The sequence below is a fragment of the Modestobacter sp. L9-4 genome (genome assembly GCF_019112525.1).
Lineage (GTDB): Bacteria > Actinomycetota > Actinomycetes > Mycobacteriales > Geodermatophilaceae > Modestobacter.
In genome coordinates this window covers 1,119,475-1,144,406 of sequence record NZ_CP077800.1, presented here as the reverse complement: position 1 = coordinate 1,144,406, position 24,932 = coordinate 1,119,475, and the positions used below count along the sequence as shown (strand labels likewise).

Genomic DNA, 24,932 nt, shown 5'->3' with positions numbered 1-24,932 from the left:
TGCGGGCATCGGGTACAGTTCTCTCCCGGCGCCGAAAGGTGCTGAACGGCCTTTGGGGTATGGGGTAATTGGCAGCCCGACGGTTTCTGGTTCCGTTAGTCTAGGTTCGAGTCCTGGTACCCCAGCGAGGAAGCACCACCTCCTCAGCACCACCGCACGACAGCACGACCAGCGCCATCCGATAAGATCCAGCAGCACAGCGTCACCTTCTGGGGCCCCGTCGTCTAGCGGCCCAGGACGCCGCCCTCTCACGGCGGTAGCGAGGGTTCGAATCCCTTCGGGGCTACAACGGGCAGAGCCCCCGACCCACCCAGGTCGGGGGCTCTCGTCGTCTCCGGGCCCGGTCTGCCGCCCTGCGCCGGGAGTGCCACCATGGGCTCCCTGCCGCCATAGTGACCCAGGTCACCGACGTGCAGACCCGGTCAGCCTCTCGTGGTGATCATCACAGACGGTCACCTGTTCGGTGACCAACGAGATGGCCGTCCACGCGGGCGGTGTTAGCGTCCCCGTTGCTGATCACCGCGCCGCACCACCGTGCCCCGCCCTGAACGGCAGGTAGGGACCGGCGCCGGACAGAGGCGACGGTCCGTCACTGTGACCTGGAGGGAACCCTGGTGGTCCTCGCTGCAGACGAGACACTGCGTCTCGATGCGAACGCCGTCGACTACACGCTCGTCGTCGCCTACTTCGCGGTCGTCATGCTCATCGGGTTCGCCGCACGCCGGCGGGTCTCCGACAGCCTCGACTTCTTCCTGTCCGGCCGGTCGCTGCCCGCGTGGGTGACCGGTCTGGCCTTCATCTCGGCCAACCTCGGTGCGGTCGAGATCATCGGCATGTCGGCCAACGGTGCCCAGTTCGGCATGGCCACGTTCCACTACTTCTGGATCGGCGCCGTCCCGGCGATGCTCTTCCTGGGCGTGGTGATGATGCCCTTCTACTACGGCTCGAAGGTCCGCAGCGTCCCGGAGTTCATGCGCCGCCGCTTCGGCACCGGCGCCCACCTGGTCAACGCGCTGAGCTTCGCCATCGCCCAGGTCCTCATCGCCGGCATCAACCTGTACCTGCTGGCCACCATCGTGAACGCGCTGCTGGGCTGGCCGCTGTGGGTCTCGCTGATCCTCGCCGCGCTCATCGTGCTGAGCTACATCACCCTGGGCGGGCTGTCGGCGGCCATCTACAACGAGGTCCTGCAGTTCTTCGTCATCGTCGCGGCCCTGCTGCCGTTGACCCTGATCGGCCTGCACCGCGTCGGCGGCGTCGGCGGTCTGGTCGACAAGGTCCGTGGTTCCGTCGGCGGCGAGGCCGACCTGCGCTCGTGGCCGGGCGAGGGGCTGTCGGGCATCGACAACCCGGTGCTGTCGGTCATCGGCATCGTCTTCGGCCTGGGCTTCGTGCTCTCCTTCGGCTACTGGACGACGAACTTCGTCGAGGTGCAGCGGGCGATGGCGACCAAGTCGCTGTCCGCGGCGCGCAGCGCGCCGATCATCGGCTCGTTCCCGAAGATGTTCATCCCCTTCATCGTGATCATCCCGGGCATGATCGCTGCGGTCCTGGTCAACGACGTCACCACGGCCAAGGCCGCCGGTGACCCGGACTTCGACTACAACAACTCGATCCTGCTGCTGATCCGCGACGTGCTGCCCAACGGCCTGCTCGGCGTGGCGATCGCCGGTCTGCTGGCCTCGTTCATGGCCGGCATGGCGGCGAACATCTCCGCCTTCAACACCGTCTTCAGCTACGACCTGTGGCAGCAGTACGTGAAGAAGGACCGTCCCGACGGCTACTACCTGGCCGTGGGCCGCTGGGCCACCCTGGGCGCCACGATCATCGCGATCTTCACCGCGCTCATCGCCTCGGGCTACAGCAACCTGATGGACTACCTGCAGACGCTGTTCGGCTTCTTCAACGCCCCGCTGTTCGCGACGTTCATCCTCGGCATGTTCTGGAAGCGGATGACGGCCACCGCTGGGTGGACCGGCCTCGTGTCGGGCACGCTCGGTGCGATCGTGATCGCCGTCGCGAGCGAGGACTCGCTGGGCAACCTGTCGCAGGGTTGGCTGCCGCTCAGCGGTCAGGGGGCGAGCTTCGTCGCCGCCGCCACCGCCTTCGTCGTCGACATCGTCGTCAGCGTCGCGGTGAGCATGGTGACCAGGCCCAAGCCGGTCGCCGAGCTCGTCGGTCTCGTCTACTCCGAGACGCCGAAGGAGCAGCGGACCGACCCCGAGGCGCACCGGCTGCCCTGGTACCAGTCGCCCACCAAGCTGGCCACCATCTCCCTGGTGCTGGTCATCGCCCTGAACGTGATCTTCCGCTGACCGTCGCCAGCGTCCCCGAGAGGAGCAGGACATGAGCACCGCATCGCACGCCTCCGACAACGCGGGCAAGCCGGCGTCCGGCACGCCGACGTCGGGCAAGAAGCACACGGCGGGCGCCTACGACGTCCGCACGGTCATCGCCGGGCTGATCGGCTTCTACGGCATCGTGCTGACCGTCGTCGGCATCGTCGACAACAGCCCGAGCGACCGGGCCAAGACCGGCGACGTGAACGCGAACCTGTGGGCGGGGATCGCCATGATCGTCGTCGCCCTGCTGTTCGCGCTGTGGCTCAAGCTCCGCCCGGTCGTCGTCGACCCGGCGGCGCTGGAGAAGCAGGCCGGCGAGGGCACCAGCGACGGCTCGGACCTGCCGAAGCCGTAGACGGAGGACCCGGTCCTCCTCTCCGCCCGCGAGCTCTCGCGGCGAGCCTCTGGACCGGGCCACGGCGGCCCCGCACCCACATCGGGTGCGGGGCCGCCGTCGTTCAGCGGGGCGGCAGGACCGTGACCGGCACGCGCTGGACGAGGGTGTTGGCCATGCCCTGGCGGTTCCACTCCTGCTCGACCGGCTGGGTCTCGCCCGTCGCGTCGGTGGCCCGCACCAGCAGCTCGGTGGCGCCCGGCTCGGCGGCCCACCCGTGCGACCAGGCCCGCCAGGCGAAGGGGTGCGCCCGGTCGGCCGGCGCGAGCTCAGCGTCGGCCCAGCTCGCGCCGCCGTCGGTGCTGACCTCGACCCGGGTCACCGGCGCGCGGCCCGACCACGCCCGCCCGGACAGGGTGACCGTCCCGGCCGGCACGAAGCGCTCGCGGGTCATGAAGTCCGGCCACCCGGGCGGGCTCATCAGCGCCCGCGGGCGGATCCGGGTCACCGGCTCGCCGGGGTCACCGGTCTCCGTGGCGACGCGGTAGGCGACCGCGTTCTGGTAACCGGTGAAGGGCTCGGTGAGCACCTCGATCCGGGTCAGCCACTTCACGTGGGCCATGCCGTACCAGCCCGGGACCACCAGTCGCAGCGGTGCGCCGTGCTGCGGCGGCAGGGGAGCGCCGTTCATCGACCAGGCCAGCAGGACGTCCGGGCGCAGCGCCTCGGCGACCGGGAGCCCGCGGGCGTAGTCCTGCTCCACGCCGCGCTCGACCCCGTGGTCGGCGCCGGTGAACACCACGTCGACCGCGTCGGGCGACACCCCGGCCTCGGCCAGCAGCGGCGCCAGCGGCGTGCCACCCCACTCCGCCGTCCCGACGGCCTCCAGCAACCAGGGCTGGCTGACCGGCCGCGGGGCGAACCGGGCGCGGCCGTTGCCGGCGCACTCCAGCAGCACCCGGGCCGAGGCGGGGGTGCGCGCCTGCAGGTCGGCCAGGGTCAGCCGCAGCGGCCGCTCGACGGCGCCGGTGACCTCCAGGACGTGCTCGGCCGGGTCGACGGCGGGGATGTCGAAGTGCGTGAGCACGTAGTGCAGGCCGGGCGGCGTCACGTCAAAGCGCAGGGCCTCCAGCGGCAGGCCGTGGTTGCGGGTGGCCAGGGCCAGCTCGTCGAGCCCGACCCCCTCGCCGTCCCCGGCGATGCGTGCGCGGCCCTGGTACGTGTCGGTGAGCTCCACCCGCCCTGTCTACCGCCGGACGCCCCCCGAGGGAAGGCGGGCCCCGGGCCTGCCTGCCGGGTCCCGCCTCGAGCGGGGCGCGGGGTGAGGGCCTCCGACCCGTTCAGCGAGCGGCGCGGGAGATCGCGACCGCGGCGTCCAGGACGGCGGCGACCACCTCCGGGCCGGGACGGCGACCGACGCGCTCGACCGGGCCGGAGATCGACACCGCCCCCAGCACGCCACCGGCGCCGTCGCGCACCGGCGCGGAGAGGGAGGCGACGCCGGGCTCCCGCTCGGCGACGCTGTGCGCCCAGCCGCGGCGCCGGACGTCGAGCAGCGTGCGGGCGGTGAAGCTCGCGGCCGGCAGCAGGGGGGTGACCTCGTCGGCGGGGGCGAAGGCGAGCAGGGCGTGGGCCGCGGACCCCGCGGTCAGCGGCAGCCGGGCGCCGACCGGGACCGTGTCGCGCAGCCCGCTGCTGCGCTCGGCGGCGGCGATGCAGACCCGGCTGCCCCCGTCGCGGACGTAGAACTGCGCGCTCTCGCCGGTGGTGTCGCGCAGGGTGGCCAGCGGCCGGGCGGACACCTCGGCGAGGTCGGCGCCGCCGCGGCCGAGCTCGGACAGCGCGGGCCCGGGCGCCCAGGTGCCCGCCGACGTGCGGCGCAGCAACCGGTGCGCCTCCAGGGCGGTGGCCAGCCGGTGGGCGGTGGCCCGCGGCAGCTCGGTCCGGGTGACCAGCTCGGCGAGGCTGGCCGGTTCGTCGGCCACCGCGCGGAGGATGGCCACTGCTTTGTCCAACACGGCAACGGGGTTAGGCTGTCCCACGTAGCAATACTGGCATCTCACTGTATGAGATGACAAGCGAGGACGACCGCAGCAGGTCGCGACGAGGAGGACCGGTGGGCCAGACTCTGGCGCAGAAGGTGTACGAGGAGCACGTCGTCCGGCGGACCGAGGGCGAGCCGGACCTGCTCTACATCGACCTGCACCTCGTGCACGAGGTGACCAGCCCGCAGGCCTTCGACGGGCTGCGTGCCGCCGGGCGCACCGTCCGTCGTCCCGACCTGACGATGGCCACCGAGGACCACAACGTCCCGACGCTGGACATCCTCAGCCCGATCGCGGACCCGGTGAGCCGGGCGCAGGTCGACGCGCTGCGCCGCAACGCCGCCGAGTTCGGCATCCGGCTCGCGCCCATGGGCGACCGCGACCAGGGCATCGTGCACGTCATCGGCCCGCAGCTGGGGCTCACCCAGCCGGGCATGACGATCGTGTGCGGTGACAGCCACACCTCCACGCACGGCGCCTTCGGCGCGCTGGCCTTCGGCATCGGCACCAGCGAGGTCGAGCACGTGCTGGCCACCCAGACGCTGCCGCAGTACCCGGCCAAGCAGATGTCGGTGACCGTCGACGGCGAGCTGCCCCCCGGCGTCAGCGCCAAGGACGTCATCCTCGCCGTCATCGCCGAGATCGGCACCGGCGGCGGCCAGGGCCACGTCATCGAGTACCGCGGCAGCGCGATCGAGGCGCTGTCGATGGAGGCCCGGATGACGATCTGCAACATGTCGATCGAGGCCGGTGCCCGCGCCGGGCTCATCGCCCCCGACCAGACCACGTTCGACTACCTCGCCGGGCGCCCGCACGCCCCGCAGGGTGCCGACTGGGACGCCGCGGTGGCGCACTGGTCGACGCTGCGCACCGACGAGGACGCCGTCTTCGACCGCGAGGTGCGCATCGACGCCGCCTCGCTCACCCCCTACGTCACCTGGGGCACCAACCCCGGCCAGGGCCTGCCGATCGGCGCCAGCGTGCCCGACCCGGCCACCATCGCCGACGAGAGCGACCGGCTGGCCGCCGAGTCGGCGCTGGAGTACATGGGCCTGACCGCCGGCACCCCGCTGCGCGAGATCTCCGTCGACACCGTGTTCCTCGGCTCCTGCACCAACGGCCGGATCGAGGACCTCCGGGTCGCCGCCGCCCTGCTCAAGGGCAAGCACGTCGACGCCGACACCCGCATGCTCGTCGTCCCCGGGTCGGTGGCGGTGAAGCTGCAGGCCGAGGCCGAGGGCCTGGACCAGGTGTTCACCGAGGCCGGTGCCGAGTGGCGCGGCGCGGGCTGCTCGATGTGCCTGGGCATGAACCCCGACCAGCTCAAGCCCGGCGAGCGGTCTGCCTCGACCAGCAACCGCAACTTCCAGGGCCGGCAGGGCAAGGGCGGGCGCACCCACCTGGTGTCCCCGGCCGTGGCCGCCGCGACCGCGCTGACCGGGAAGCTCACCGCCCCGGCCGACCTCGAGACCGCTGGAGTCTGAGACAGATGGACGCCTTCACCACCCACACCGGCACGGCCGCCCCGCTGCGCCGCAGCAACGTCGACACCGACCAGATCATCCCGGCCGAGTACCTCAAGCGGATCACCCGCACCGGCTTCGAGGACGGGCTGTTCGTGGCCTGGCGGAAGAACGAGCCCGACTTCGTGCTCAACCAGCCGCAGTACGCGGACGCCTCGATCCTGGTCGCCGGCCCCGACTTCGGCACCGGGTCCTCGCGCGAGCACGCCAACTGGGCACTGCTGGACGGCGGCTTCCGGGTGGTCATCAGCTCCCGGTTCGCCGACATCTTCCGCAACAACTCGACCAAGGCCGGGCTGCTCACCGTCGTCCTGCCCGAGGCCGACGTCGAGGCGCTGTGGGCCGCGGTCGAGGCCGACCCGGCGCTGCCGGTGACGGTGGACCTGCAGACCGAGCAGGTCACCTACTCCCACACCACCGTGCCGTTCACGATCGACCCGTACACCCGCTGGCGGCTGCTGGAGGGCCTGGACGACGTCGGCCTCACCGAGCGGCACCTCGACGACATCACCGCCTTCGAGTCCCGGCGTCCCGCCTGGAAGCCGGCGTCGCTGCCGGCCCTGCCCACCCGCTGACCCCAGCGTCGGATCAGGTCATCTGAGCCGAGGCCGTCCTCCCGCACCTGCGGGAGGACGGCCTCCGCTGCGTCAGGAGGCAGCCCACCGCGCCCGATCGGCCCCGCTGCCGGGTCCCGCCGCGAGCTCGCGAGTGGTGGGGGCAGCGGGGGTCCTCCCGCTAGCGCGGGGCGGCCGGGTCGGCGGAGAAGTCGCGGTAGTAGTCGGCGACCAGCCCGTCGGTCTCCGCGTCGGGCGCACCGCCCAGCGCCCACACGCTGCCCTTGGCCGCGGGTGGGTGCAGCGCCGCGGCGCCGGCGTGCCAGCGGACGCCCAGGGCCAGCAGCACCGACGGGATCGCCCCGCCCTGGCTGCAGACCAGCGTCGGCCCACCGCCGGTGTCGGTGGCCAGGAGCCGCTCGACCAGGTCCAGGCCGGCCTGCGGGTCGGTGGCGAAGTGCTCCTCGCCGAGCTCCGGTGCCTCGCCCACGTCCAGGCCCAGCGCCGCGGCGAGCGGGGCGAGGGTCTGCTGGCAGCGCACCGGCGGGGCGGTGAGCAGCCGGGCCGGGCCGAAGACGGGCAGCAGGGCGGCCAGCCGCGCGGCCTGGTCGCGGCCGCGGCGGTCCAGCGGGCGCTCGGCGTCCGGGCCGGCCCAGTCGGAGCGGTCGCCGGCCGAGGCGTGCCGCACCAGCAGGACCCGCGGTGACCGCGGCACGTCGGTGCGCGCCAGGTCGGTGAGCACCGCCCGGTCGTGGTCGTGGCTGACCTGCGCCACGGCCTCGGGCACGGTGAGCCAGTGCAGCTCGTCGACCTCGTCGTTGGGCACGAACTCCCCGCCGACGACCTGCATCACCCAGTAGTCGACCCGCTTGGGACCGTGCCGGTTGACGTAGCGGGTCTGCACGCTGCGCCGGCCCACGACGACGTCCAGCCCGGTCTCCTCGACGACCTCGCGGACGGCGGCGGCCAGCGCGTGCTCCCCGGCGTCCAGCTTGCCCTTGGGCAGCGACCAGTCGTCGTACTTCTGCCGGTGCACCAGCGCGGTCTGCAGCACCCCGTCGTCGTCCAGGCGCCACAGGGCACCACCGGCGGCAGGGGTCAGGCGGGGTTCGTCAGCCAGCGTTCTCACCCCGGGTGGCGAGCAGCTCGGCCTGGGAGTCGCGCCCGCCGGTGTGGGTCCAGGTCGCGTCGGCGGCCAGCTCCCAGCTGCGGACGTCGGGGGCCATGTCCAGGTCGAACACCCGCTGGAGCTGGCGCTGGGCGGCGGCGTCGTTGACCCGCAGCAGCACCTCCACCCGGCGGTCGAGGTTGCGGTGCATCAGGTCCGAGCTGCCCAGCCACCACTCCGGCGTCCCGTCGTTGGCGAAGTGGACCACCCGCGAGTGCTCCAGGAACCGGCCGACGATCGACCGCGCCCGGATGTTCTCGCTGAGCCCGGGCACCCCGGGGCGCAGCGCGCAGATGCCGCGGATCAGCAGCTCGACCGGCACCCCGGCCCGGGAGGCCTCGTAGAGGGCGTCGATGAGCTGCTCGTCGACGAGGGAGTTCACCTTGATCCGGATGCCGGACGGGCGGCCCTCGGCGGCGTGCCGGGCCTCGCGGCGGATCTTCTCCAGCAGCCCGTTGCGGATGCCGTGCGGGGCGACCATCAGCGAGCGGTAGGTGGTCTGCCGCGAGTACCCGGTGAGGGTGTTGAACAGGTCGGTGAGGTCCGCACCCACCCGCGGGTCGGCGGTGAGGACGCCGAGGTCCTCGTAGACGCGGGCGGTCTTGGGGTTGTAGTTGCCGGTGCCGATGTGGCAGTACCGGCGCAGCACGCCGTTCTCCATCCGCACCACCAGCGCCGTCTTGCAGTGGGTCTTCAGGCCCACCAGGCCGTAGACGACGTGGCAGCCGGCACGCTCGAGCGACCGCGCCCAGCTGATGTTGGCCTCCTCGTCGAAGCGGGCCTTGATCTCCACCAGCACCACGACCTGCTTGCCGGCCTGGGCGGCCTCGATCAGCGCCTGCACGATGGGGGAGTCACCGGAGGTGCGGTACAGCGTCTGCTTGATCGCCAGCACGTGCGGGTCGGCGGCGGCCTGCTCGATGAACCGCTGCACGCTGGTGGCGAAGGAGTCGTAGGGGTGGTGCAGCAGCACGTCGCCCTCGCGCAGCGTGGCGAACACGCTCTTGGGCGTCTCGCCCTCGCTCAGTCGCGGGTGCGTGGCCGGGACGAACGGGTCGTCCTTGAGCTCGGGGCGGTCCAGGTCGTAGAGCGCCATCAGCGCGCCGAGGTCCAGCGGGCCGGGCACCGAGACCACGTCGGCGCTGCTGATCTCCAGCTCCGACACCAGGACCTCGAGGATCTGCGGGTCCATGGTGTCGGTGACCTCCAGCCGCACGGCCGGGCCGAACCGCCGCCGGGCCAGCTCGCGCTCCAGGGCCTGCAGCAGGTCCTCGTCGCGGTCCTCCTCGACCTCGAGGTCGGCGTTGCGGGTGACCCGGAACAGGTGGTGGTCCAGCACGTCCAGGCCCGGGAACAGCGCGCTCAGGTGCGCGGCGATGAGCTCCTCGAGCAGCAGGAACACCGCGGTCTCACCGACCGGGCCGACCGGGATGAACCGGGGCACGTTGTTGGGCACCTTGAGCCGGGCGAACTTCGGCGCCCCGGTCTCGGGGTCGCGGACGGAGACGGCGAGGTTGAGCGACAGCCCGCTGATGTACGGGAACGGGTGCGCCGGGTCGACCGCCAGCGGGGTGAGCACCGGGAAGACCTGGTCGCGGAAGTACTCCCGCAGCCGCATCGCGTCGGCGTCGTCGAGGTCGGACCAGACCACGATCCGGATGCCGTGCTCGGCCAGCCGCGGGACGACGTCGGTGTTGAACACCGCCGCGTGCCGGTGCTCCAGGTCGCGGGTGCGGTCGGTGACCCGGGTCAGCTGCTCGCGGATGGTGAGCCCGTCGGGGGAGCGAACGGCCAGGCCCGTGCTCTGCCGGCGCTTGAGCCCGGCGATGCGCACCATGAAGAACTCGTCCAGGTTGCTGGCGAAGATCGACAGGAACTTGACCCGCTCGAGCAGGGGCGCGTCGGCGTCCTCGGCCAGCTCGAGCACCCGGGAGTTGAAGTCCAACCAGGACAGCTCGCGGTTGAGGAATCGATCGGCGGGCAGCGGGGAGGGAGCGGCGGACACGGGTGGATCCTGCCTCACCCCGGTGACCACGGGGTGGCGGCCAGGAGACGGGCCGTCCGGGGGCCCACGCCCAGGCCCCCGGCGGCGTCCAGGTCGGCGGCGGTGTCGACGTCGCGGCGCAGCCCCGGCCAGTCGCCGGCCAGCGGCACCGCCCCGCCGGCGGCGTGCGCGGCGGCCGAGCCGGGCCCGAAGCGGGGGTCCAGCTCACCGGTCGCGGCGCACAGCAGCGTCGTCCCGGTGCCGTCGGCGTCGGCGACGAAGCCGCGCCCACCCACCACCGCCGCCAGGGCGGCGGTGAGCTCCTCGGCCCGCAGCGCCGGCAGGTCCGAGCTCATCGCCGCGACCGCCCGTGCCCCTGCGGCCCGGGCGGTGGCCGCCCCGTGGGCGAGTGCGGCGTTCAGCCCGCGGTCGGGGACGTCCGGCGTCGTCCGTGCGCCGAGGGCGCGCACCAGGTCGCCCACGCCCGGGTCGTCGGTGACCACCAGCACCCCGGCCACGGCCGGGCTGGCGAGTGCGGCGGCCACGGTGTCGCCGAGCATCGCCAGCACCAGCTCGCGGTGCCGGGCGGGGGCGTCGTCGCCGGACCGGGCGGTGAGCGGGGCCAGCCGGGTCTTGGCGCGGCTGAGCAGCTTGGCGGGGACGACGAGGGACCACGGCTGCACACCCCGATGTGAGCACACCCCGGTGCGGTGCGGCTCGGCCGGTGTGGTGGTCTGCTCCCCGGCACCCGTCCCCGCCCCAGGAGCGCACCCCATGAGCAGCAGCCCCGAGCAGACCGCCGAGGTGGCCGCGGCCGCCGCCCCGTACCTGGAGTCGTGGCTGGAGCTGCAGCGCCGCAAGCTGCGGGTGCCCGGCGTGCAGGCCGCCGTCCGGGTGGGCGACCGGCTGGTGCTGGACACCGCGCTCGGCGTCGCGGACGTGTCGACCGGGGCGCCGCTGACGCCGGGGCACCTGTTCCGCATCGCCTCGCACTCCAAGACGTTCACCGCGACCGCCGTCCTGCAGCTGGTCGAGGCCGGCAGGATGCGGCTGGACGACCCGATCGCCGCACACGTGCCCGCGCTGGCCGGGACGCCGCTGGCGCCGGTGACGGTGCGCGAGCTGCTCGGGCACCAGGGCGGCGTCATCCGGGACGGCGGGGACAACGACCACTGGCAGCTGCTGCAGCCCTTCCCCGACGAGCGCCTGCTGCTGGAGATCGCCACCGGCGAGGGAGCGGTGTTCGAGCCCAACGAGCACTTCAAGTACTCCAACATCGGCTACTCGCTGCTGGGCCTGGCGATCGAGGCGGTCACCGGTACGACGTACGCCGCGCACGTGCAGGCCGCGGTGGTCGACCGGCTGGGCCTGGCCGACACCGGTCCGGAGTGGGACCCGGCCCGGGCAGCGGACTTCGCCGCCGGGCACACCGGGCTGCTGGACGGCGAGGACTCCCGGCTCACGGTCCCGCACGTCGACACCCGGGCGATGGCCGCCGCGACCGGCTTCTTCTCGACCGCCCGCGACCTCACCGGCTTCGGCGCCGCGCACTTCGCCGGGGACCCGGCGCTGCTGACCGAGGCGAGCAAGCGGCTGATGCGCCGTCCGGAGTCGGTCGTGGAGGCGCACGGCAAGCCCGCCCGGCACTACGGCCTGGGCATGGACCTGCGCACCCAGGGCGACCGGACGCTGGTCGGGCACAGCGGCGGCTACCCCGGCCACATCACCCGCACCTGGATCGACCCCGAGGCCCGGGTGGTGGTCAGCGTGCTCACCAACGCCGTCGACGGGCCCGCCGACGCCCTGGCCCGCGGGCTGTTCGCACTGCTGGACCTGGCGCTGGCCGCGCCGGGGGGTGCGACCGCCCCGACGCCGGAGCTGACGCGGCACGCCGGCCGCTTCGTCAACCTCTGGGGCACCACCGACGTCGCGCTGCTGGGCGGCCGCCTGGTGCTGCTGCACCCCGGTGCCCCGGAACCGGCCGAGGACTTCCTGGAGCTCTCGCCGGAGGCCCCGGGCGTGCTGCGCCAGGAGTCGGTGGCCGGCTTCGGCTCGGCGGGGGAGGCCGTCACCTACGAGTGGGCCGCGGACGGCACCGCCGCGTCGGTCCGGCTCGGCGGCATCACGGCGTGGCCGGAGGAGGTCTTCCGCGCCCGGCGGGCCGGGCAGGTCGCCGGGTGAGCCGGCTGCTCCTGCGCCGGGCGCGGCTGGGCGGGGTCGTCCAGGACGTGCTGCTGGACGGCGGCCGGGTGACCGCTGTCGGCACCGACCTGGCCGCCGCCGACGTGCTCGACCTCGACGGCGCCGTGCTGCTGCCCGGGCTGGTCGACGGGCACGTGCACCTGGAGCAGTGGGCGGCGGCGCGGCAGCGGATCGACGTCTCCGCCGCAGGTTCGGCCGCGGTGGCCGCCGCGCTGGTGGCCGCCGCGCTGGTGGCCGCCGCGCTGCCGGACGGCGCCCCTGGCGGGTTCGTGGTCGGCCAGGGCTTCCGCGACGCGCTGTGGCCCGAGCCGGCGTCGGCGGCGGTGCTGGACGCCGCGCTGCCCGGGGTGCCCGTCGTGCTGATCAGCGGCGACCTGCACACGGCCTGGTGCAGCACCGTCGCGGCGCACCTGCTGGGCGTGCGCGAGCCGAGCGGCGTCGTCCGGGAGCACGAGGCGATGGAGGTCTTCGCCCGCGCGGCCGGTGCGGCCCCGGCGGTGGTTGACCGCTGGGTGTTCGACGCCGCCGCCGCGGCCGCCGCCCGCGGGGTCACCGCCGTCACCGACTTCGAGTACGGCGACCTGGTGACCGACTGGGCGCGGCGGGCCGCGCTGGCGCCCGGCGGCCCGCCGCTGCGGGTGCGCACCGCGGTCTACGTGGACCGGCTGGAGGCGACGATCGCCGCCGGGCTGCGCAGCGGTGACCCGCTGCCCGGTGTGACCGACGCGGTGGCGGCCGACCGGCTGCGGGTCGGCCCGCTCAAGGTGTTCGTCGACGGCTCGCTGGGCACCCGCACCGCCTTCTGCGACCGGCCCTACCCGGGCCTGACCGGGCCGGAGGCGCACGGGCTGCTGCGCACCCCGCCGGCCGAGCTGGCCCGGCTGCTGCGCCGGGCCGCGGACGCCGGGCTGGACCGGTCGGTGCACGCCATCGGCGACCGGGCCGTGGCCGTGGCGCTGGACGGGTTCGCCGCCGCGGGGGTGACCGGCCGGGTCGAGCACGCCCAGCAGGTGCACGCCGCGGACCTGCCGCGCTTCGCCGCGCTCGGGGTGGTCGCCAGTGTCCAGCCCCGGCACGCCGTCGACGACCGGGACGCCGCCGACCTGCACTGGGCCGGGGCCACCGCCCGCGCGTTCCCCTACCGCGCGCTGGCCGACGCCGGGGCGGAGCTGGTGCTGGGCTCCGACGCCCCGGTCGCGCCGCTGGACCCCTGGGACGGCATCGCCGCCGCCGTCCACCGCTCGCTCGACGCCCGCGACGCCTGGCACCCCGAGCAGCACCTGGACCTCGACACCGCGCTCGCCGCGGCCAGCGGCGGGCGGCGCGGCGTGCAGGTCGGCGACGTCGCCGACCTGGTCGTGGTGGCCGAGCCGCCCGCGACGGTGCTGGCCCGCGACGGCGCCGCCGGACTGCGGACGACGCAGGTCCTGGCCACCCTCGTCGGCGGCCGCACCACCCACCGGTCGGCCGCGCTGGGCTGACCACGCCTCGGGCGACACGCGGGACGCGCACCCGGGGCCGCGTGCGTGCCGCCGGGGGCCAGGGGGCACGATCAGGAGCGGGGTCACACCGCGGCCCGCCGAGGGGAGAGGTGCGCCGATGCCGCAGGACGAGTCGCCCGCCGGGGTGGGGCACGCCCCCCGCCCACCGCGCCGGCAGACCCGCCGTCCGGTGCCCTTCGCGCTCGCGCTGTGCGTCGCCGTCATCTACCCGGTCGCCTCGGTGGTGTTCTCGCTGCGCTACCGGCACGCCGACCGGATCCCGCCCACCGGCGGGGTGCTGCTGGTGGCCAATCACGTCTCGGTGCTGGACCCGCTGGCCTCCGCGCGGCTGGTCTGGGACGCCGGCCGGGTGCCGCACTTCCTGGCCAAGGACGCCCTGTTCACCGGGCTGGCCGGCACGATCCTGCGCGCCGCCGGGCAGATCCCGGTCGCCCGCAGCTCCAGCGCGGCCAGCTCCTCGGTGCACGCGGCCAAGGCCGCGCTGGACGCCGGCGACGTCGTGGTCATCTACCCCGAGGGCTCGGTCACCCGCGACCCCGAGTGGTGGCCGATGCAGGCCCGCACCGGGGTGGCCCGGCTGGCGCTGACCACCGACGTCACGGTGCTGCCGGTCGCCCAGTGGGGCCCCCAGCGGGTGCACGACTACCACGCCAAGAAGCTGCACCTGCGGCTGCGCGCCCCGGCGGAGTACCTGGTCGGCGAGCCCGTCGACCTCTCCGCCCAGCGCGCCGCGGTGCGCGCCGGTGAGCCGCTGTCGGGTGAGCTGCTGCGCGAGGTCACCGACCTGCTGATGACCCGCGTCCGCGACCAGCTCGGCGAGCTGCGCGGCGAGCAGCCGCCCACCGCGTTCCACCCCCGCCCGGTCCGCCGGTCGCGGCCCGGGACGGCCGCGTGACCCGCGCCGCGGTGCTCGGCGCCGGGTCCTGGGGCACCACCTTCGCCAAGGTCCTCGCCGACGCCGGCTGCGCGGTGACCCTGCACGCCCGCCGTCCCGAGCTGGTCGCCGCGATCCAGGCCGGCCGCGAGAACGCCGACTACCTGCCCGGCGTCCGGCTGCCCGACGCCGTCCGGGCCACCGCCGACGCCGCCGACGCCCTCGACGGTGCCGACGTCGTGGTGCTGGCGGTCCCCAGCCAGACGCTGCGCGACAACCTCTCCGGCTGGGCGCCGCTGCTGCCCGGGGACGCCTCGCTGCTGTCGCTGATGAAGGGCGTCGAGCTCGGGACGACGAAGCGGATGAGCGAGGTCATCTGCGAGGTGACCGGCGCCGGTGCCGACCGGGTGGCCGCGCTGTCGGGCCCGAACCTGGCCCGGGAGATCGCTGAGGAGCAGCCCTCGGCCACCGTCATCGCCTGCACCGACACCGCCCGCGGCGAGGCCCTGCAGGCCGCCTGCTCGACCCGTTACTTCCGCCCGTACACGAACTCCGACCTGGTGGGCTGCGAGCTGGGCGGGGCGGTGAAGAACGTCATCGCGCTGGCCTGCGGCATCGCCGAGGGGCTGGGCTACGGCGACAACACCCGGGCCTCGCTGATCACCCGCGGGCTGGCCGAGACCGCGCGGCTGGGCATGGCGCTGGGCGCGGACCCCACCACGTTCGCCGGGCTGGCCGGGCTCGGTGACCTGGTCGCCACCTGCTCCTCGCCGCTGTCGCGCAACCGCACGTTCGGGGAGCACCTGGGTCAGGGCATGTCGGTGGCCCAGGTCGAGCAGATCACCCGGCAGACCGCCGAGGGCGTGAAGAGCTGCCGGTCGGTGCTGGACCTGGCGCGGGCGCACGGGGTCGACGTGCCGATCACCGAGGCCGTCGTCCGGGTCTGCCACGAGGGCGAGTCGGCCGGGCAGATGGTGCGGGAGATGATGTCCCGCGAGGCGAAGCCCGAGTAGGGGCCGCGCCACCGAGGAGGACCTGTGAGCAGCGCTGAGGACCTGAGCCCCTTCGGGGACGGCACGCGCCTGGCGCACGCCGGTGACGAGCCGGTCGTGCCGGGCACGCCGCTGCGACCCTCCCCGGTGTTCGCCGCCCCGTACCACCTGGGCGACCAGCCCCCGGGTGCCGGCGGCGCGGACTCCTACGCCCGCGCCGACAACCCCACGCTGAGGGTGTTCGAGCGCGCGGTCGGCGAGCTCGACGGCGGCGACTGCCTGTCCTTCGCCACGGGCATGGCGGCGATCAGCTCCGCGGTGCTCGCGCTGGCCTCGGCCGGTGACCGGGTGGTGCTGCCGTCGGACGGCTACTACGCCAGTCGGGTGCTGGGCCGCGACGAGCTGGAGCGGCTGGGGCTGACCGTCGAGCTGGTGCCCACCCTGGAGATCGCGGCGGTCGCCGCCCGCGGTGACCTCGACGGCGCCCGGCTGGTGCTGCTGGAGACCCCGAGCAACCCGCAGCTGGACGTCTGCGACATCGCCGCCGTCGCCCGGGCCACCCAGGCCGCCGGTGCGGTGCTGGTGGTCGACAACACCACCGCCACCCCCATCGGGCAGCGGCCGCTGGAACTCGGCGCCGACGTCGTCGTGGCCGCGGACACCAAGGCGCTGACCGGGCACAGCGACGTCCTGCTCGGGCACGTGAGCACCGCCCGCACCGAGAAGGGCCGCGAGCTGTACGCCCGGGTCGCGGCCTGGCGGAAGACCACCGGCAACCCGCCCGGGCCGTTCGAGGCCTGGCTGGCGCACCGGTCGATGGGCACCCTGGACCTGCGGCTGGCCCGGCAGGCGGCCAACGCCGCGGCCCTGGTCGAGGTGCTGGTCGCCTCCCCGGCCGTGCGCGGCGTGCGCTGGCCCGGCCGGCCCGGCGACCCGTCCTACGAGCTCGCCAGCCGGCAGATGCTGCGGCAGAACGGCGTGGTGTCCGCCGAGCTCGCCGACGCCGACGCGGTCGCGGCCCTCGTCCGGGCCGGCCGGTTCCTCCTCGCCGCCACCAGCTTCGGCGGGCTGCACACCACGGTCGACCGGCGGGCGCAGTGGGGCGGGGACGCCGTCCCGGGCGGCTTCGTGCGCTTCTCCTGCGGCATCGAGGACACCGCCGACCTGGTCGCCGACCTCGAGCAGGCGCTGGCCGGGCTCCCGGCGCTGCGCGGCTGAGCGGCCGCACCGCGCCGGCTCGACTAGGGTCGGCGACGATGACCGGGCAGGTGCGGTGAGCCTGCGGTGGGGGCCCGCCACGGCCGCGGCCCTGATGCTGCTCGGCGCCCCGGCGGTGTCCGGGTGTGCCCCCTCCGGCGCCGCCCCGGCGGTCCCGGCGCCCGTCAGCACCGCACCGGCCGACGCCGCCGCGCTCGAGCCGCTGCTGCTGGACCAGGTGCCCTCCGGCCTGCCGCGGGTCCCCGACGACGAGCTGGACCCCCCGGCGGGGGAGAAGACGATCGACGACGTCGCCCGCTACGGCGACGACGCCCAGCACGAGGAGGGCGTCCTCGCCCAGTACGGCTACCAGAGCGGCTGGGAGCGGTTCTGGCGGTCCGGTGACCAGGTGACCAGCGTCTTCCTCGACCGGTTCGCCGACGCCGGGGGAGCGGCCTCCTACGCCGCCGACCTGGCCGGCAACGACGCCGAGTACTACGGCGGCACGCTGGACCCCCGGCCGACCGACCTGCCGGCGGGCTGCCTGCTCGTGCTGCGCACCACCCCGGCACCCGAGCACGGCATGGCCGGCCCGGCGGCGTTCTCCTGGTGCCCGTCCGGGACGTTCACCGTGTCCGTCGCCTCGGTCGCCGGCGACGCGGACGCCGCCCGGGCCGAGGTGCTGGCGGTCACCCGGGCCCAGCTGGACCGGCTGCCGCCGCCCTGACGGGACCGCGGCCGGCCGTCAGCGGGCAGGTGCCGGGGCCGGCTCGACGTAGGGGAGCGCGGTGGCGATGATCGGGCTCAGCGCCGTCGGGATCGCGCTGTCCGACGTCGAGGGCACCCGCACCTGCACCGGCACGTTGCGGTCGACCGTCGTCCAGACGAACACGGCCGGGTCCGTGGTGTCGACGAACCACTCCGTCCCGGAGACGATGAACGTCTGCGGCCCACCGACGACGTACCCGGCCGGCGGCTCGACACCGCAGACCAGCACCACCGGCGGCTCGCCCCAGGCGTAGGCGAACGGACTGTCGGACTGCACCTGCCGGGACGTCTCGCCGGCGATGTCCAGCGGCAGCTGGCCCATCAGCACCGGGCAGGCCAGGTCCGCGGCCGGGGTGACGTCGGGGGTGTCCACCTGCACCGGCGGCAGGGCCCCGCGCGGGTCGGCGGTCGCACCGGAGACCTCGGCGGGCCCGGTCGCGGCGGCGTCGTCGCCACCCCGGCCCCGCACGTTGACCAGCACCAGCAGGACGACGACCAGCGGCACCAGCACCGCGGTGGACAGCAGTGCGGCACGGCGCAGCGGGTCGGCCGGCGCCCGGTCGGTGGGCGGGGCGTCGGGGGTCGGCGTGCTCAGGGGCTCAGATGTTGACGACGGGGCAGGTCAGCGTGCGGGTGATCCCGTCCACCGACTGCACGCGGGCCACGACCAGCCGGCCGAGCTCGTCGACGGTGTTCGCCTCGGCCCGCACGATCACGTCGTAGGGGCCGGTGACGTCCTCGGCCTTGGTCACGCCGGCGATCTCGCTGATGCTCGCGGCGACCGCGGCTGCCTTGCCGACTTCGGTCTGGATCAGGATGTACGCGTGGACCACGACGTGACCTTCCTCGGGCAGAGCGGGAACGACCGCTGCTGGCTCGACCTGCCCGCCGGGCAGCGGACAGACCGGCAACGTACCCCAGCCGGACGGGGTGCCCGGTGACTCGGCCCCGTCCGCTGATCCCACGGCCCGACGCCGCCGACAGCGTGGGCGTGGTCGGCGAGTTCGGCCTCATCGCCCGAGTGGTCGCCCGCTCGGGCACCGCGGCGCTGGCCGAGGTGGGTCCCGGCGACGACGCCGCGGTCGTGCGCGCCCCCGACGGCCGGGTGGTGGCCTGCACCGACGTCCTGGTCGAGGGCCGCCACTTCCGCCGCGACTGGTCCTCGGCGGAGGACGTCGGCCACAAGGCCGCCGCCGCCAACCTCGCCGACGTCGCCGCCATGGGCGCCGTCCCGACCGCGCTGCTGGTCGGGCTGGCCTGCCCCGCGGGCACCTCGGCGGCGTGGCTGGAGGACGTCGCCACCGGGATGGCCGAGGAGTGCGAGCGCTTCGGCGCCGCGGTGGTCGGCGGGGACACCTCCGCCAGCGCCCCCGACAGCTCGGCCGTCGTCCTGTCGGTGACCGCGCTGGGCGACCTGCAGGGGCGGGCGCCGGTGCTGCGCAGCGGGGCCCGTCCCGGGGACGTCGTCGCCGTCGCCGGCCGGCTGGGCTGGTCGGCGTGCGGGCTGGCCGTGCTGCGCCGCGGCTTCCACTCGCCGATCGCCGCGGTCGGTGCCCACCGCCGGCCCACCCCGCCCTACGCCGCCGGCCCGGCCGCGGCGGACGCCGGAGCGACCTCGATGTGCGACACCAGCGACGGGCTGCTCGCCGACGCCGGGCACCTGGCCGCCGACAGCGGCGTCCTGCTCGACCTGGACCGCGCCGCCCTCGCCGAGCACTTCTTCGACCCGGTCGGGCCGCTGGCCCAGGTCGCCGCCGCGCTCGGCGGGGACCCGATGGCCTGGGTGCTCACCGGCGGGGAGGACCACGCCCTGGTGGCCACCTTCCCGGCCGGCGTCGTGCCCCCGGCAGGATGGGCCGTGATCGGCACCGTGACGGCCGTCCCGGCCGGTGGGGAGCCGGGCGTGCGGGTCGACGGCGTGCCGGCCGCCCGCGTCGCCGAGGAACTGGGGGAGGGGACCGGGCATGTCCACTTCGGCTGAGGCGCCGGTGACGCTCCACCGGGTCGGCTACGCCGACCCGGTGGCGCAGCACCTCGTCGAGCGGGTGCAGCAGGAGTACGTCGTCCGCTACGGCGGGCGCGACGAGGCGGTGGTCGACCCGGCCGAGTTCTCCCCACCCCACGGGCTGTTCCTGGTCGCCGAGGTGGGCGGGGTGCCCGCCGGCTGCGGCGGCTGGCGCGCCCACCCGTCCGGCGACGGCGTGGCCGAGCTCAAGCGGATGTACGTGGAGCCGGACTTCCGGCGGCGCGGGCTGTCGCTGGTCCTGCTCGCCGAGCTGGAGCGCACCGCCGCCGCGGCCGGTCACCGCCAGCTGGTCCTCAACTCCGGGGACAAGCAGCCGGAGGCGCTGGCCCTCTACGACCGCACCGGCTACGTCCCGGTCCCCGGCTACGGGGTCTACGCCGACTCACCCGACGCGGTGTTCCTCGGCAAGGACCTCACGACCGGCCCCGGTGCCGACGGGACGGCCGCCCGGACGGTGGAGGAGGACTCGTGGGCGTCGTGACGGTGTCGGCGTCCTACGGCTGCGGCGGGGCGGAGATCGCCCCGGCCGTCGCCGAGGCGCTGGGCCTGCCGTTCCACGACCGGGTCATCCCCGCGCAGGTCGCCGGGCGGCTGGGCGTGCCCGTATCGGAGGCCGAGGCCAACGACGAGACGATCACCCGCGGGCTGTGGCGGCTGGTGAGCTCGCTGGGCACGATGCCCGACCCGGTGGGCGGCCTGGCGCCCACCTCCTCGCTGCCGGACGAGCGGGCCTACCGGCAGCAGACCGAGCGGGTGCTCACCGACATCGCCGCGGGGCCCGGCGGCGTGGTCCTCGGGCGGGCGGCAGCGATCGTGCTGCGGGACCGCCCCGACGTGCTGCACGTGCGGCTCGACGGGCCGCCCGGGCGGCGGCTGGCCGCGGCCGTGGAGCACTCGGGACGCCCGGAGGCCGACGTCCGGCGCGACCGGGACGCCGCCGACGCCGGCCGGGTCGCCTACGTCCGGCACTTCTACCGGTGCGACCCCGCCGAGGCCCGGCACTACCACCTGGTCGTCGACAGCACGGTCGTCCCGCACCCGACGGTGGTCGAGCTGGTGGTCACCGCCGCCCGCGCGCTGGGCATCGGCACGGCCTGAGGCGCACGCCGAAGACCCCGGGGGTCGGGTGACCTCCGGGGTCTTCGGTCCCGCCGGGGCGGGGGTGGTGCTGAGGCGCTGGCAGTCAGCGCCCGGGGACTAGACCCGGGCGACCTTGCCGGCGCGGATGCAGGACGTGCAGGCGTTGATGCGCTTCCGGCCACCGCCGGTGAGCGCAGCCCGCACGGACTGGATGTTCGGGTTCCAACGGCGCGGCGTCCGGCGGTGCGAGTGGGACACCGCCATGCCGAAACCGGGCCCCTTGCCACACACGTCGCACACGGCAGCCACGGTCGATCACTCCCAAAAGATTGGTCCAGCTGAAGTCGGTTTGCGGTGCTCGCCGGGGGCCCAGGGGCACGATCCGGCTCGGCACACGCTCGGACCACTGTAGACGGTCGCCGCGGTCGCCGTCGGACCACCCCGGTGCGAGCCGCTCCCCGGTGGCCCCGCAGCCGCGGTCCGGGGAGTCCTGTCGGTCCTCCCGCGTACCCTGCGGCACGTGCTCGAGGCGCTGGACGAGGCCGCGGTCGGCCGGTGGAGCCGCGCCGTGGTCGACACCCTTGCCCAGGCCCGGGGCCGCCTCGACGAGCTCAACGTCTTCCCGGTTCCCGACGGCGACACCGGCACCAACCTGCTGATGACCGCCGAGGCCGGCCGCGCGGCGCTCGAGACGGCCGACGGTGCCGAGTCCTCCTGGACCGTGCTGGCCCGCGGCGCCGTGCTCGGCGCCCGCGGCAACTCCGGCGCGATCCTGGCCCAGCTGCTGCACGGGCTCGCCGACGCCCTGGCCGGCGCCCGGCGGGTCGACGGGCGGGCGCTGGCCGAGGCGCTGGCCGCGGCCTCCCGCACCGCCTACACCGCGGTCGCCGACCCCGAGGAGGGCACCTTCCTCACCGTCGCGCGGGCCGGCGCCGAGGCCGCGGTCGCCGCGGTCGCCGCCGGCCGTGAGCGGCTCGCCGACGTCGTGCACGCCGCCGCCGAGGGGGCCCTCACCGCCCTGCAGGCCACGCCCGGCCAGCTCGCCGCGCTCCGCGACGCCGGGGTCGTCGACGCCGGTGGCGCCGGCTGGTGCCTGGTGCTCGACGCCCTGGTCGGCACCGTCACCGGCACCGTGCCCGCCCGCGCGCCGCTGGGCGGTCGCCCGGCCCGGCTGCGCGGGCTGCCCGCACCGGTCCCCGCCGCACCCGCGCCCGGGCCGGGCAGCGAGGTGCAGTTCCTGCTCGCCGACTCCGACGAGACGGCGGTGGCCCGGCTGCGGACCCGGCTGGCCGAGCTCGGCGACTGCCTGGTCGTGGTGGGCGTCGACACCCCCGGCGGGCGGGAGTGGAACGTGCACGTGCACGTCGCCGACGTCGGTGCCGCGGTCGAGGCCGGCATCGAGGCCGGGCGCCCGCACCGCATCTCGGTCACCGCGCTGGCCCCGGTCCGCGCGCCGCTCGCGGCCGCCGGCACCCGCGCGACCGTGGCGCTCACCTGCTCCGCCGGGCTGGCCGACCTCTTCGCCGGCGAGGGCGTCGCGGTGCTCACCGCGCCGGTGGGCGAGCTCACCGAGGACGCCGTCCTGGCCGCGGTGCTGGGCACGGGTGCGGCGCAGGTCGTCGTGCTGCCCAACCACGCCGAGGCCACCGCGGTCACCGCCCGCGCCGCCGAGCGCGCCCGCGAGGACGGCCGCGACGTCGTCGTCGTCCCGACCCGGTCGGCGGTGCAGGGGCTGGCCGCGCTCGCTGTCGCCGACCCCGCCCGCCGCTTCGGCGACGACGTCGTCGCGATGGCGGAGGCCGCCGCCGCCACCCGCTGGGCCGAGGTCACCGTCGCCGGGCACGACGCGCTCACCTCCGCCGGCCGCTGTGCCGCCGGTGACGTGCTGGGCAGCGCCGAGGGCGACGTCGTCGTCATCGGACCCGACCTGGCCGCGGTCGCCCGCGACCTGCTCGACCGGCTGCTGTCCGCCGGCGGGGAGATGGTCACCGTGGTGGTGGGGGAGGACCCCGCGCTCGGCGACGCGGTCTGCGCCCACCTGGCCGCCGTGCACCCGACCGTCGACGTCGTCCGGTACGCCGGCGGCGCCGGGGCGGTGCCGCTCCTGGTCGGGGTGGAGTGACGTGACCGGCATGACGATGGGCACCCCGCTGACCCGGGTGCTCGGACCCAAGACGGCGAAGGTGATGGCCGAGCAGCTGTCCCTGCACACCGTGCGCGACCTGCTGCGGCACTACCCGCGCCGCTACGCCCGGCGCGGCGAGATGACCCGCCTCGACGGCCTGGAGGTCGGCGACCGCGTCACGGTGCTCGCCCAGGTCAAGAGCGTGAGCACCCGGCGGATGCAGCAGCGGCGCGGCACGCTCACCGAGGTCACCGTCGGCGACGGCGCCGGGGTGATGCGGCTGGTCTTCTTCAACAACCGGCACGCCCACCTCGACGTCGGCGAGTGGGGCCTGTTCGCCGGCACCGTGGGGCTGTGGCGCGGGGAGAAGCAGTTCTCCCACCCCGACTGCCACATCATCACCGGGGACGACGACGACTGGGCGCGGGCGATGGTGCCGCTCTACCCGGCGAGCAAGGACGTCTCCAGCTGGGTGATCCAGAAGTCGGTCAAGCTGCTGATGGACGACCCGCGCTCGTTGGAGCAGCTGCTCGAGGACCCGATCCCGGCAGCGGTGCGGGAGCGGCACGGGCTCGTCGACCTCCCCACCGCGCTGCGGCAGAAGCACCGGCCGGAGACCCAGGAGCAGGTGGACGAAGCCGACGAGCGTCTCAAGTGGGACGAGGCGCTGGTGCTGCAGGCGACGCTCGCGGCCCGCCGGCGTGCCTCCGCCCTGGAGCCCGGCATCGCCCGTCCGCGCCGCAGCGGCGGGCTGCTCGACGCCGTCGACGCCGCGCTGCCGTTCTCCCTCACCGACGGCCAGCGCGAGGTCGGTGAGGAGCTGGCCGCCGAGCTCGGCCGCGAGCAGCCGATGAACCGGCTGCTGCAGGGCGAGGTCGGCTCGGGCAAGACCGTCGTGGCGCTGCGGGCGATGGCCCAGGTCGTCGACGCCGGCGGGCAGGCCGCACTGCTGGCGCCCACCGAGGTGCTCGCCGCCCAGCACGCCCGCAGCCTCGCCGCGATCCTGGGTCCGCTGGGCCGGGCCGGTGAGGTGGACGGCGATGCGTCGGGCACCAGGGTGCAGCTGCTCACCGGGTCGCAGAAGGCCGCCGTCCGCCGGCAGGCCCGGGCGGCGGTCGCCGACGGCAGCGCCGGCATCGTCGTGGGCACCCACGCGCTGCTGCAGGAGGGCGTGGAGTTCGCCGACCTGGGCCTGGTCGTCGTGGACGAGCAGCACCGTTTCGGCGTCGAGCAGCGCGACGCGCTGCGCGCCAAGGGCAACCGCCCGCCGCACGTCCTGGTGATGACCGCCACGCCCATCCCGCGCACGGTCGCGATGACGGTCTACGGCGACCTGGAGACCTCCACGCTGCGCCAGCTGCCCGCCGGTCGCGGAGGCGTCTCCAGCTCGGTCGTGCCGGTGGGGGAGAAGCCCGCCTGGCTCGACCGCGCCTGGGCCCGGGTCCGCGAGGAGGTCGCCGCCGGCCGGCAGGCCTACGTCGTCTGCCCGCGGATCGGCGACCTCGACGAGGGCGGCAAGGGCGACGACGGCCCGGACGGCGCCGACGGCGCCCCGATGCCGGAGGAGAAGGCCGGCACCAGCGACAAGCGACCGCCCCTGGCGGTGCTCGACGTGGCCGAGGGGCTGCGCACCGGGCCGCTGTCGGCGCTGCGGGTCGAGGTGCTGCACGGCCGGATGACCCCGGAGGACAAGGAGGCCCGGATGCGGGCCTTCGCCGCCGCCGAGGTCGACGTCCTGGTCGCCACCACCGTGGTCGAGGTCGGCGTCGACGTGCCCAACGCGACCGTCATGGTGGTGATGGACGCCGACCGGTTCGGCGTCAGCCAGCTGCACCAGCTGCGCGGGCGGGTGGCCCGGGGCAAGCACGCGGGGCTCTGCCTGCTGGTCAGCGAGGCGCCCAGCAGCTCGGCCACCGGGCAGCGGCTGTCCGCGGTCGCCTCGACCACCGACGGGTTCGCCCTCGCCCGGCTGGACCTGGAGACCCGCCGCGAGGGCGACGTGCTGGGCGCCGCCCAGTCCGGCCGCCGCTCCGGCGTGCGGCTGCTCTCGCTGGTGGACGACGAGGACCTCATCGCCGAGGCCCGCGCCGAGGCCACCGCGCTGGTCGAGCAGGGCCGCGGCCTGGCCGACCACCCCGAGCTCGCCGCCGCCGTGGCCGCGATGAGCCTCGACGAGCGGGCCGACTACCTGGAGAAGGCGTGAAGAAGGACCCCCT

General features: G+C 75.3%; 23 protein-coding genes and 2 tRNA genes. 17 read left to right on the top strand and 8 right to left on the bottom strand.

The features are described from left to right. The first annotated feature begins 53 nt into the window (after positions 1–53). The 4 genes from KUM42_RS05325 (at position 54) to KUM42_RS05310 (ending at position 2,697) form a co-directional block, all read left to right on the top strand. Positions 54–125 (top strand) — tRNA-Gln (locus KUM42_RS05325). An 88-nt stretch (positions 126–213) separates the two neighbouring features. Then, positions 214–286 (top strand) — tRNA-Glu (locus KUM42_RS05320). Positions 287–614: 328 nt separating this feature from the next. Beyond that, entirely contained in the window at positions 615–2,315 is a 1,701-nt protein-coding gene (locus tag KUM42_RS05315) for a sodium:solute symporter family protein (RefSeq protein WP_237495592.1), read from the top strand. Between the two features lie 31 nt (positions 2,316–2,346). Beyond that, positions 2,347–2,697, top strand: a complete 351-nt coding sequence (locus KUM42_RS05310) for a hypothetical protein (protein ID WP_237495590.1) — start codon at positions 2,347–2,349, stop codon at positions 2,695–2,697. A gap of 103 nt (positions 2,698–2,800) precedes the next feature. Here the strand turns inward: KUM42_RS05310 and KUM42_RS05305 are convergent, their stop codons facing one another. Both KUM42_RS05305 and KUM42_RS05300 read right to left on the bottom strand, forming a co-directional pair. Then, on the bottom strand, positions 2,801–3,913 hold the full coding sequence (locus KUM42_RS05305; protein WP_237495588.1) for a sulfite oxidase: 1,113 nt from the start codon (positions 3,911–3,913) through the stop codon (positions 2,801–2,803). A 103-nt stretch (positions 3,914–4,016) separates the two neighbouring features. Further along, positions 4,017–4,718 carry an IclR family transcriptional regulator gene (locus KUM42_RS05300; protein WP_237495586.1) on the bottom strand — a complete coding sequence of 234 codons (702 nt, stop codon included), beginning with the start codon at positions 4,716–4,718 and terminating at the stop codon, positions 4,017–4,019. Between the two features lie 29 nt (positions 4,719–4,747). On the opposite strand from KUM42_RS05300, the gene leuC reads away from it, so the two are divergent. Both leuC and leuD read left to right on the top strand, forming a co-directional pair. Then, on the top strand, positions 4,748–6,205 hold the full coding sequence (gene leuC, locus KUM42_RS05295; RefSeq protein ID WP_370629339.1) for a 3-isopropylmalate dehydratase large subunit: 1,458 nt from the start codon (positions 4,748–4,750) through the stop codon (positions 6,203–6,205). 5 nt (positions 6,206–6,210) lie between these two features. Further along, complete coding sequence (leuD, locus tag KUM42_RS05290; protein ID WP_237495581.1) at positions 6,211–6,819, top strand: 3-isopropylmalate dehydratase small subunit; 609 nt, start codon at positions 6,211–6,213, stop codon at positions 6,817–6,819. A gap of 160 nt (positions 6,820–6,979) precedes the next feature. On the opposite strand, the gene KUM42_RS05285 is transcribed toward leuD, so the two are convergent. The 3 genes from KUM42_RS05285 to cofC are packed head-to-tail and all read right to left on the bottom strand — an operon-like array spanning position 6,980 to position 10,633. Continuing rightward, the gene (locus tag KUM42_RS05285; RefSeq protein WP_237495580.1) at positions 6,980–7,927 is read right to left on the bottom strand and encodes an NUDIX domain-containing protein; all 948 of its coding nucleotides are present in this window, start codon (positions 7,925–7,927) and stop codon (positions 6,980–6,982) included. Then, positions 7,911–9,971, bottom strand: a complete 2,061-nt coding sequence (locus KUM42_RS05280) for an RNA degradosome polyphosphate kinase (protein ID WP_237495578.1) — start codon at positions 9,969–9,971, stop codon at positions 7,911–7,913. Before KUM42_RS05280 ends, KUM42_RS05285 begins: the two co-directional genes overlap by 17 nt. A gap of 14 nt (positions 9,972–9,985) precedes the next feature. Further along, the gene (gene cofC / locus KUM42_RS05275; RefSeq protein WP_237495576.1) at positions 9,986–10,633 is read right to left on the bottom strand and encodes a 2-phospho-L-lactate guanylyltransferase; all 648 of its coding nucleotides are present in this window, start codon (positions 10,631–10,633) and stop codon (positions 9,986–9,988) included. A gap of 91 nt (positions 10,634–10,724) precedes the next feature. On the opposite strand from cofC, the gene KUM42_RS05270 reads away from it, so the two are divergent. The 6 genes from KUM42_RS05270 to KUM42_RS05245 all read left to right on the top strand — a co-directional run bounded on the left by KUM42_RS05270 (position 10,725) and on the right by KUM42_RS05245 (position 17,444). Continuing rightward, the gene (locus KUM42_RS05270) at positions 10,725–12,131 is read left to right on the top strand and encodes a serine hydrolase (RefSeq protein WP_237495574.1); all 1,407 of its coding nucleotides are present in this window, start codon (positions 10,725–10,727) and stop codon (positions 12,129–12,131) included. Beyond that, positions 12,128–13,633: an amidohydrolase gene (locus KUM42_RS05265; RefSeq protein ID WP_237495571.1), complete on the top strand. Its 1,506-nt coding sequence runs from the start codon at positions 12,128–12,130 to the stop codon at positions 13,631–13,633. Before KUM42_RS05270 ends, KUM42_RS05265 begins: the two co-directional genes overlap by 4 nt. 118 nt (positions 13,634–13,751) lie before the next feature. Further along, a complete protein-coding gene (locus KUM42_RS05260) occupies positions 13,752–14,549 on the top strand; it encodes a 1-acyl-sn-glycerol-3-phosphate acyltransferase (protein ID WP_237495569.1) in 798 nt (265 codons plus the stop codon). Further along, positions 14,546–15,541, top strand: coding sequence for an NAD(P)H-dependent glycerol-3-phosphate dehydrogenase (locus tag KUM42_RS05255; RefSeq protein WP_237495567.1), 996 nt, complete (start codon positions 14,546–14,548; stop codon positions 15,539–15,541). Before KUM42_RS05260 ends, KUM42_RS05255 begins: the two co-directional genes overlap by 4 nt. A gap of 24 nt (positions 15,542–15,565) precedes the next feature. Continuing rightward, the gene (locus KUM42_RS05250; RefSeq protein WP_237495565.1) at positions 15,566–16,738 is read left to right on the top strand and encodes a cystathionine gamma-lyase; all 1,173 of its coding nucleotides are present in this window, start codon (positions 15,566–15,568) and stop codon (positions 16,736–16,738) included. A gap of 55 nt (positions 16,739–16,793) precedes the next feature. Beyond that, positions 16,794–17,444, top strand: a complete 651-nt coding sequence (locus KUM42_RS05245; RefSeq protein ID WP_237495562.1) for a hypothetical protein — start codon at positions 16,794–16,796, stop codon at positions 17,442–17,444. An 18-nt stretch (positions 17,445–17,462) separates the two neighbouring features. Here KUM42_RS05245 and KUM42_RS05240 read toward each other — a convergent pair whose 3' ends face one another. Both KUM42_RS05240 and KUM42_RS05235 read right to left on the bottom strand, forming a co-directional pair. Continuing rightward, positions 17,463–17,996 carry a DUF3515 family protein gene (locus KUM42_RS05240; RefSeq protein WP_237495558.1) on the bottom strand — a complete coding sequence of 178 codons (534 nt, stop codon included), beginning with the start codon at positions 17,994–17,996 and terminating at the stop codon, positions 17,463–17,465. Between the two features lie 88 nt (positions 17,997–18,084). After that, on the bottom strand, positions 18,085–18,318 hold the full coding sequence (locus KUM42_RS05235; protein WP_222193884.1) for an Lrp/AsnC ligand binding domain-containing protein: 234 nt from the start codon (positions 18,316–18,318) through the stop codon (positions 18,085–18,087). A 104-nt stretch (positions 18,319–18,422) separates the two neighbouring features. Between KUM42_RS05235 and KUM42_RS05230 the strand changes: the two genes are divergently transcribed. The 3 genes from KUM42_RS05230 to KUM42_RS05220 are packed head-to-tail and all read left to right on the top strand — an operon-like array spanning position 18,423 to position 20,609. After that, positions 18,423–19,466, top strand: coding sequence for a thiamine-phosphate kinase (locus tag KUM42_RS05230; protein WP_237495556.1), 1,044 nt, complete (start codon positions 18,423–18,425; stop codon positions 19,464–19,466). Further along, a complete protein-coding gene (locus KUM42_RS05225) occupies positions 19,450–19,992 on the top strand; it encodes a GNAT family N-acetyltransferase (RefSeq protein ID WP_237495554.1) in 543 nt (180 codons plus the stop codon). Before KUM42_RS05230 ends, KUM42_RS05225 begins: the two co-directional genes overlap by 17 nt. Then, positions 19,980–20,609, top strand: a complete 630-nt coding sequence (locus KUM42_RS05220) for an AAA family ATPase (protein WP_237495552.1) — start codon at positions 19,980–19,982, stop codon at positions 20,607–20,609. Before KUM42_RS05225 ends, KUM42_RS05220 begins: the two co-directional genes overlap by 13 nt. Positions 20,610–20,708: 99 nt before the next feature. Here the strand turns inward: KUM42_RS05220 and rpmB are convergent, their stop codons facing one another. Beyond that, a complete protein-coding gene (rpmB, locus tag KUM42_RS05215; RefSeq protein ID WP_163612167.1) occupies positions 20,709–20,900 on the bottom strand; it encodes a 50S ribosomal protein L28 in 192 nt (63 codons plus the stop codon). A 211-nt stretch (positions 20,901–21,111) separates the two neighbouring features. Here rpmB and KUM42_RS05210 point away from each other — a divergent pair, with 211 nt between their 5' ends. Together KUM42_RS05210 and recG are read left to right on the top strand one after the other, a co-directional pair. Next, positions 21,112–22,713, top strand: coding sequence for a DAK2 domain-containing protein (locus tag KUM42_RS05210; protein ID WP_237495551.1), 1,602 nt, complete (start codon positions 21,112–21,114; stop codon positions 22,711–22,713). A gap of 10 nt (positions 22,714–22,723) precedes the next feature. After that, the gene (gene recG / locus KUM42_RS05205) at positions 22,724–24,919 is read left to right on the top strand and encodes an ATP-dependent DNA helicase RecG (protein ID WP_237496643.1); all 2,196 of its coding nucleotides are present in this window, start codon (positions 22,724–22,726) and stop codon (positions 24,917–24,919) included. Positions 24,920–24,932: the final 13 nt, after the last annotated feature.

Coding starts and splice junctions, on each gene's coding strand:
- KUM42_RS05310 (WP_237495590.1), top strand. CDS start 2,347: ATGAGCACCGCATCGCACGCCTCCGACAACGCGGGCAAGCCGGCGTCC.
- leuC (WP_370629339.1), top strand. CDS start 4,748: ATGACAAGCGAGGACGACCGCAGCAGGTCGCGACGAGGAGGACCGGTG.
- leuD (WP_237495581.1), top strand. CDS start 6,211: ATGGACGCCTTCACCACCCACACCGGCACGGCCGCCCCGCTGCGCCGC.
- KUM42_RS05270 (WP_237495574.1), top strand. CDS start 10,725: ATGAGCAGCAGCCCCGAGCAGACCGCCGAGGTGGCCGCGGCCGCCGCC.
- KUM42_RS05260 (WP_237495569.1), top strand. CDS start 13,752: ATGCCGCAGGACGAGTCGCCCGCCGGGGTGGGGCACGCCCCCCGCCCA.
- KUM42_RS05225 (WP_237495554.1), top strand. CDS start 19,450: ATGTCCACTTCGGCTGAGGCGCCGGTGACGCTCCACCGGGTCGGCTAC.
- recG (WP_237496643.1), top strand. CDS start 22,724: ATGACGATGGGCACCCCGCTGACCCGGGTGCTCGGACCCAAGACGGCG.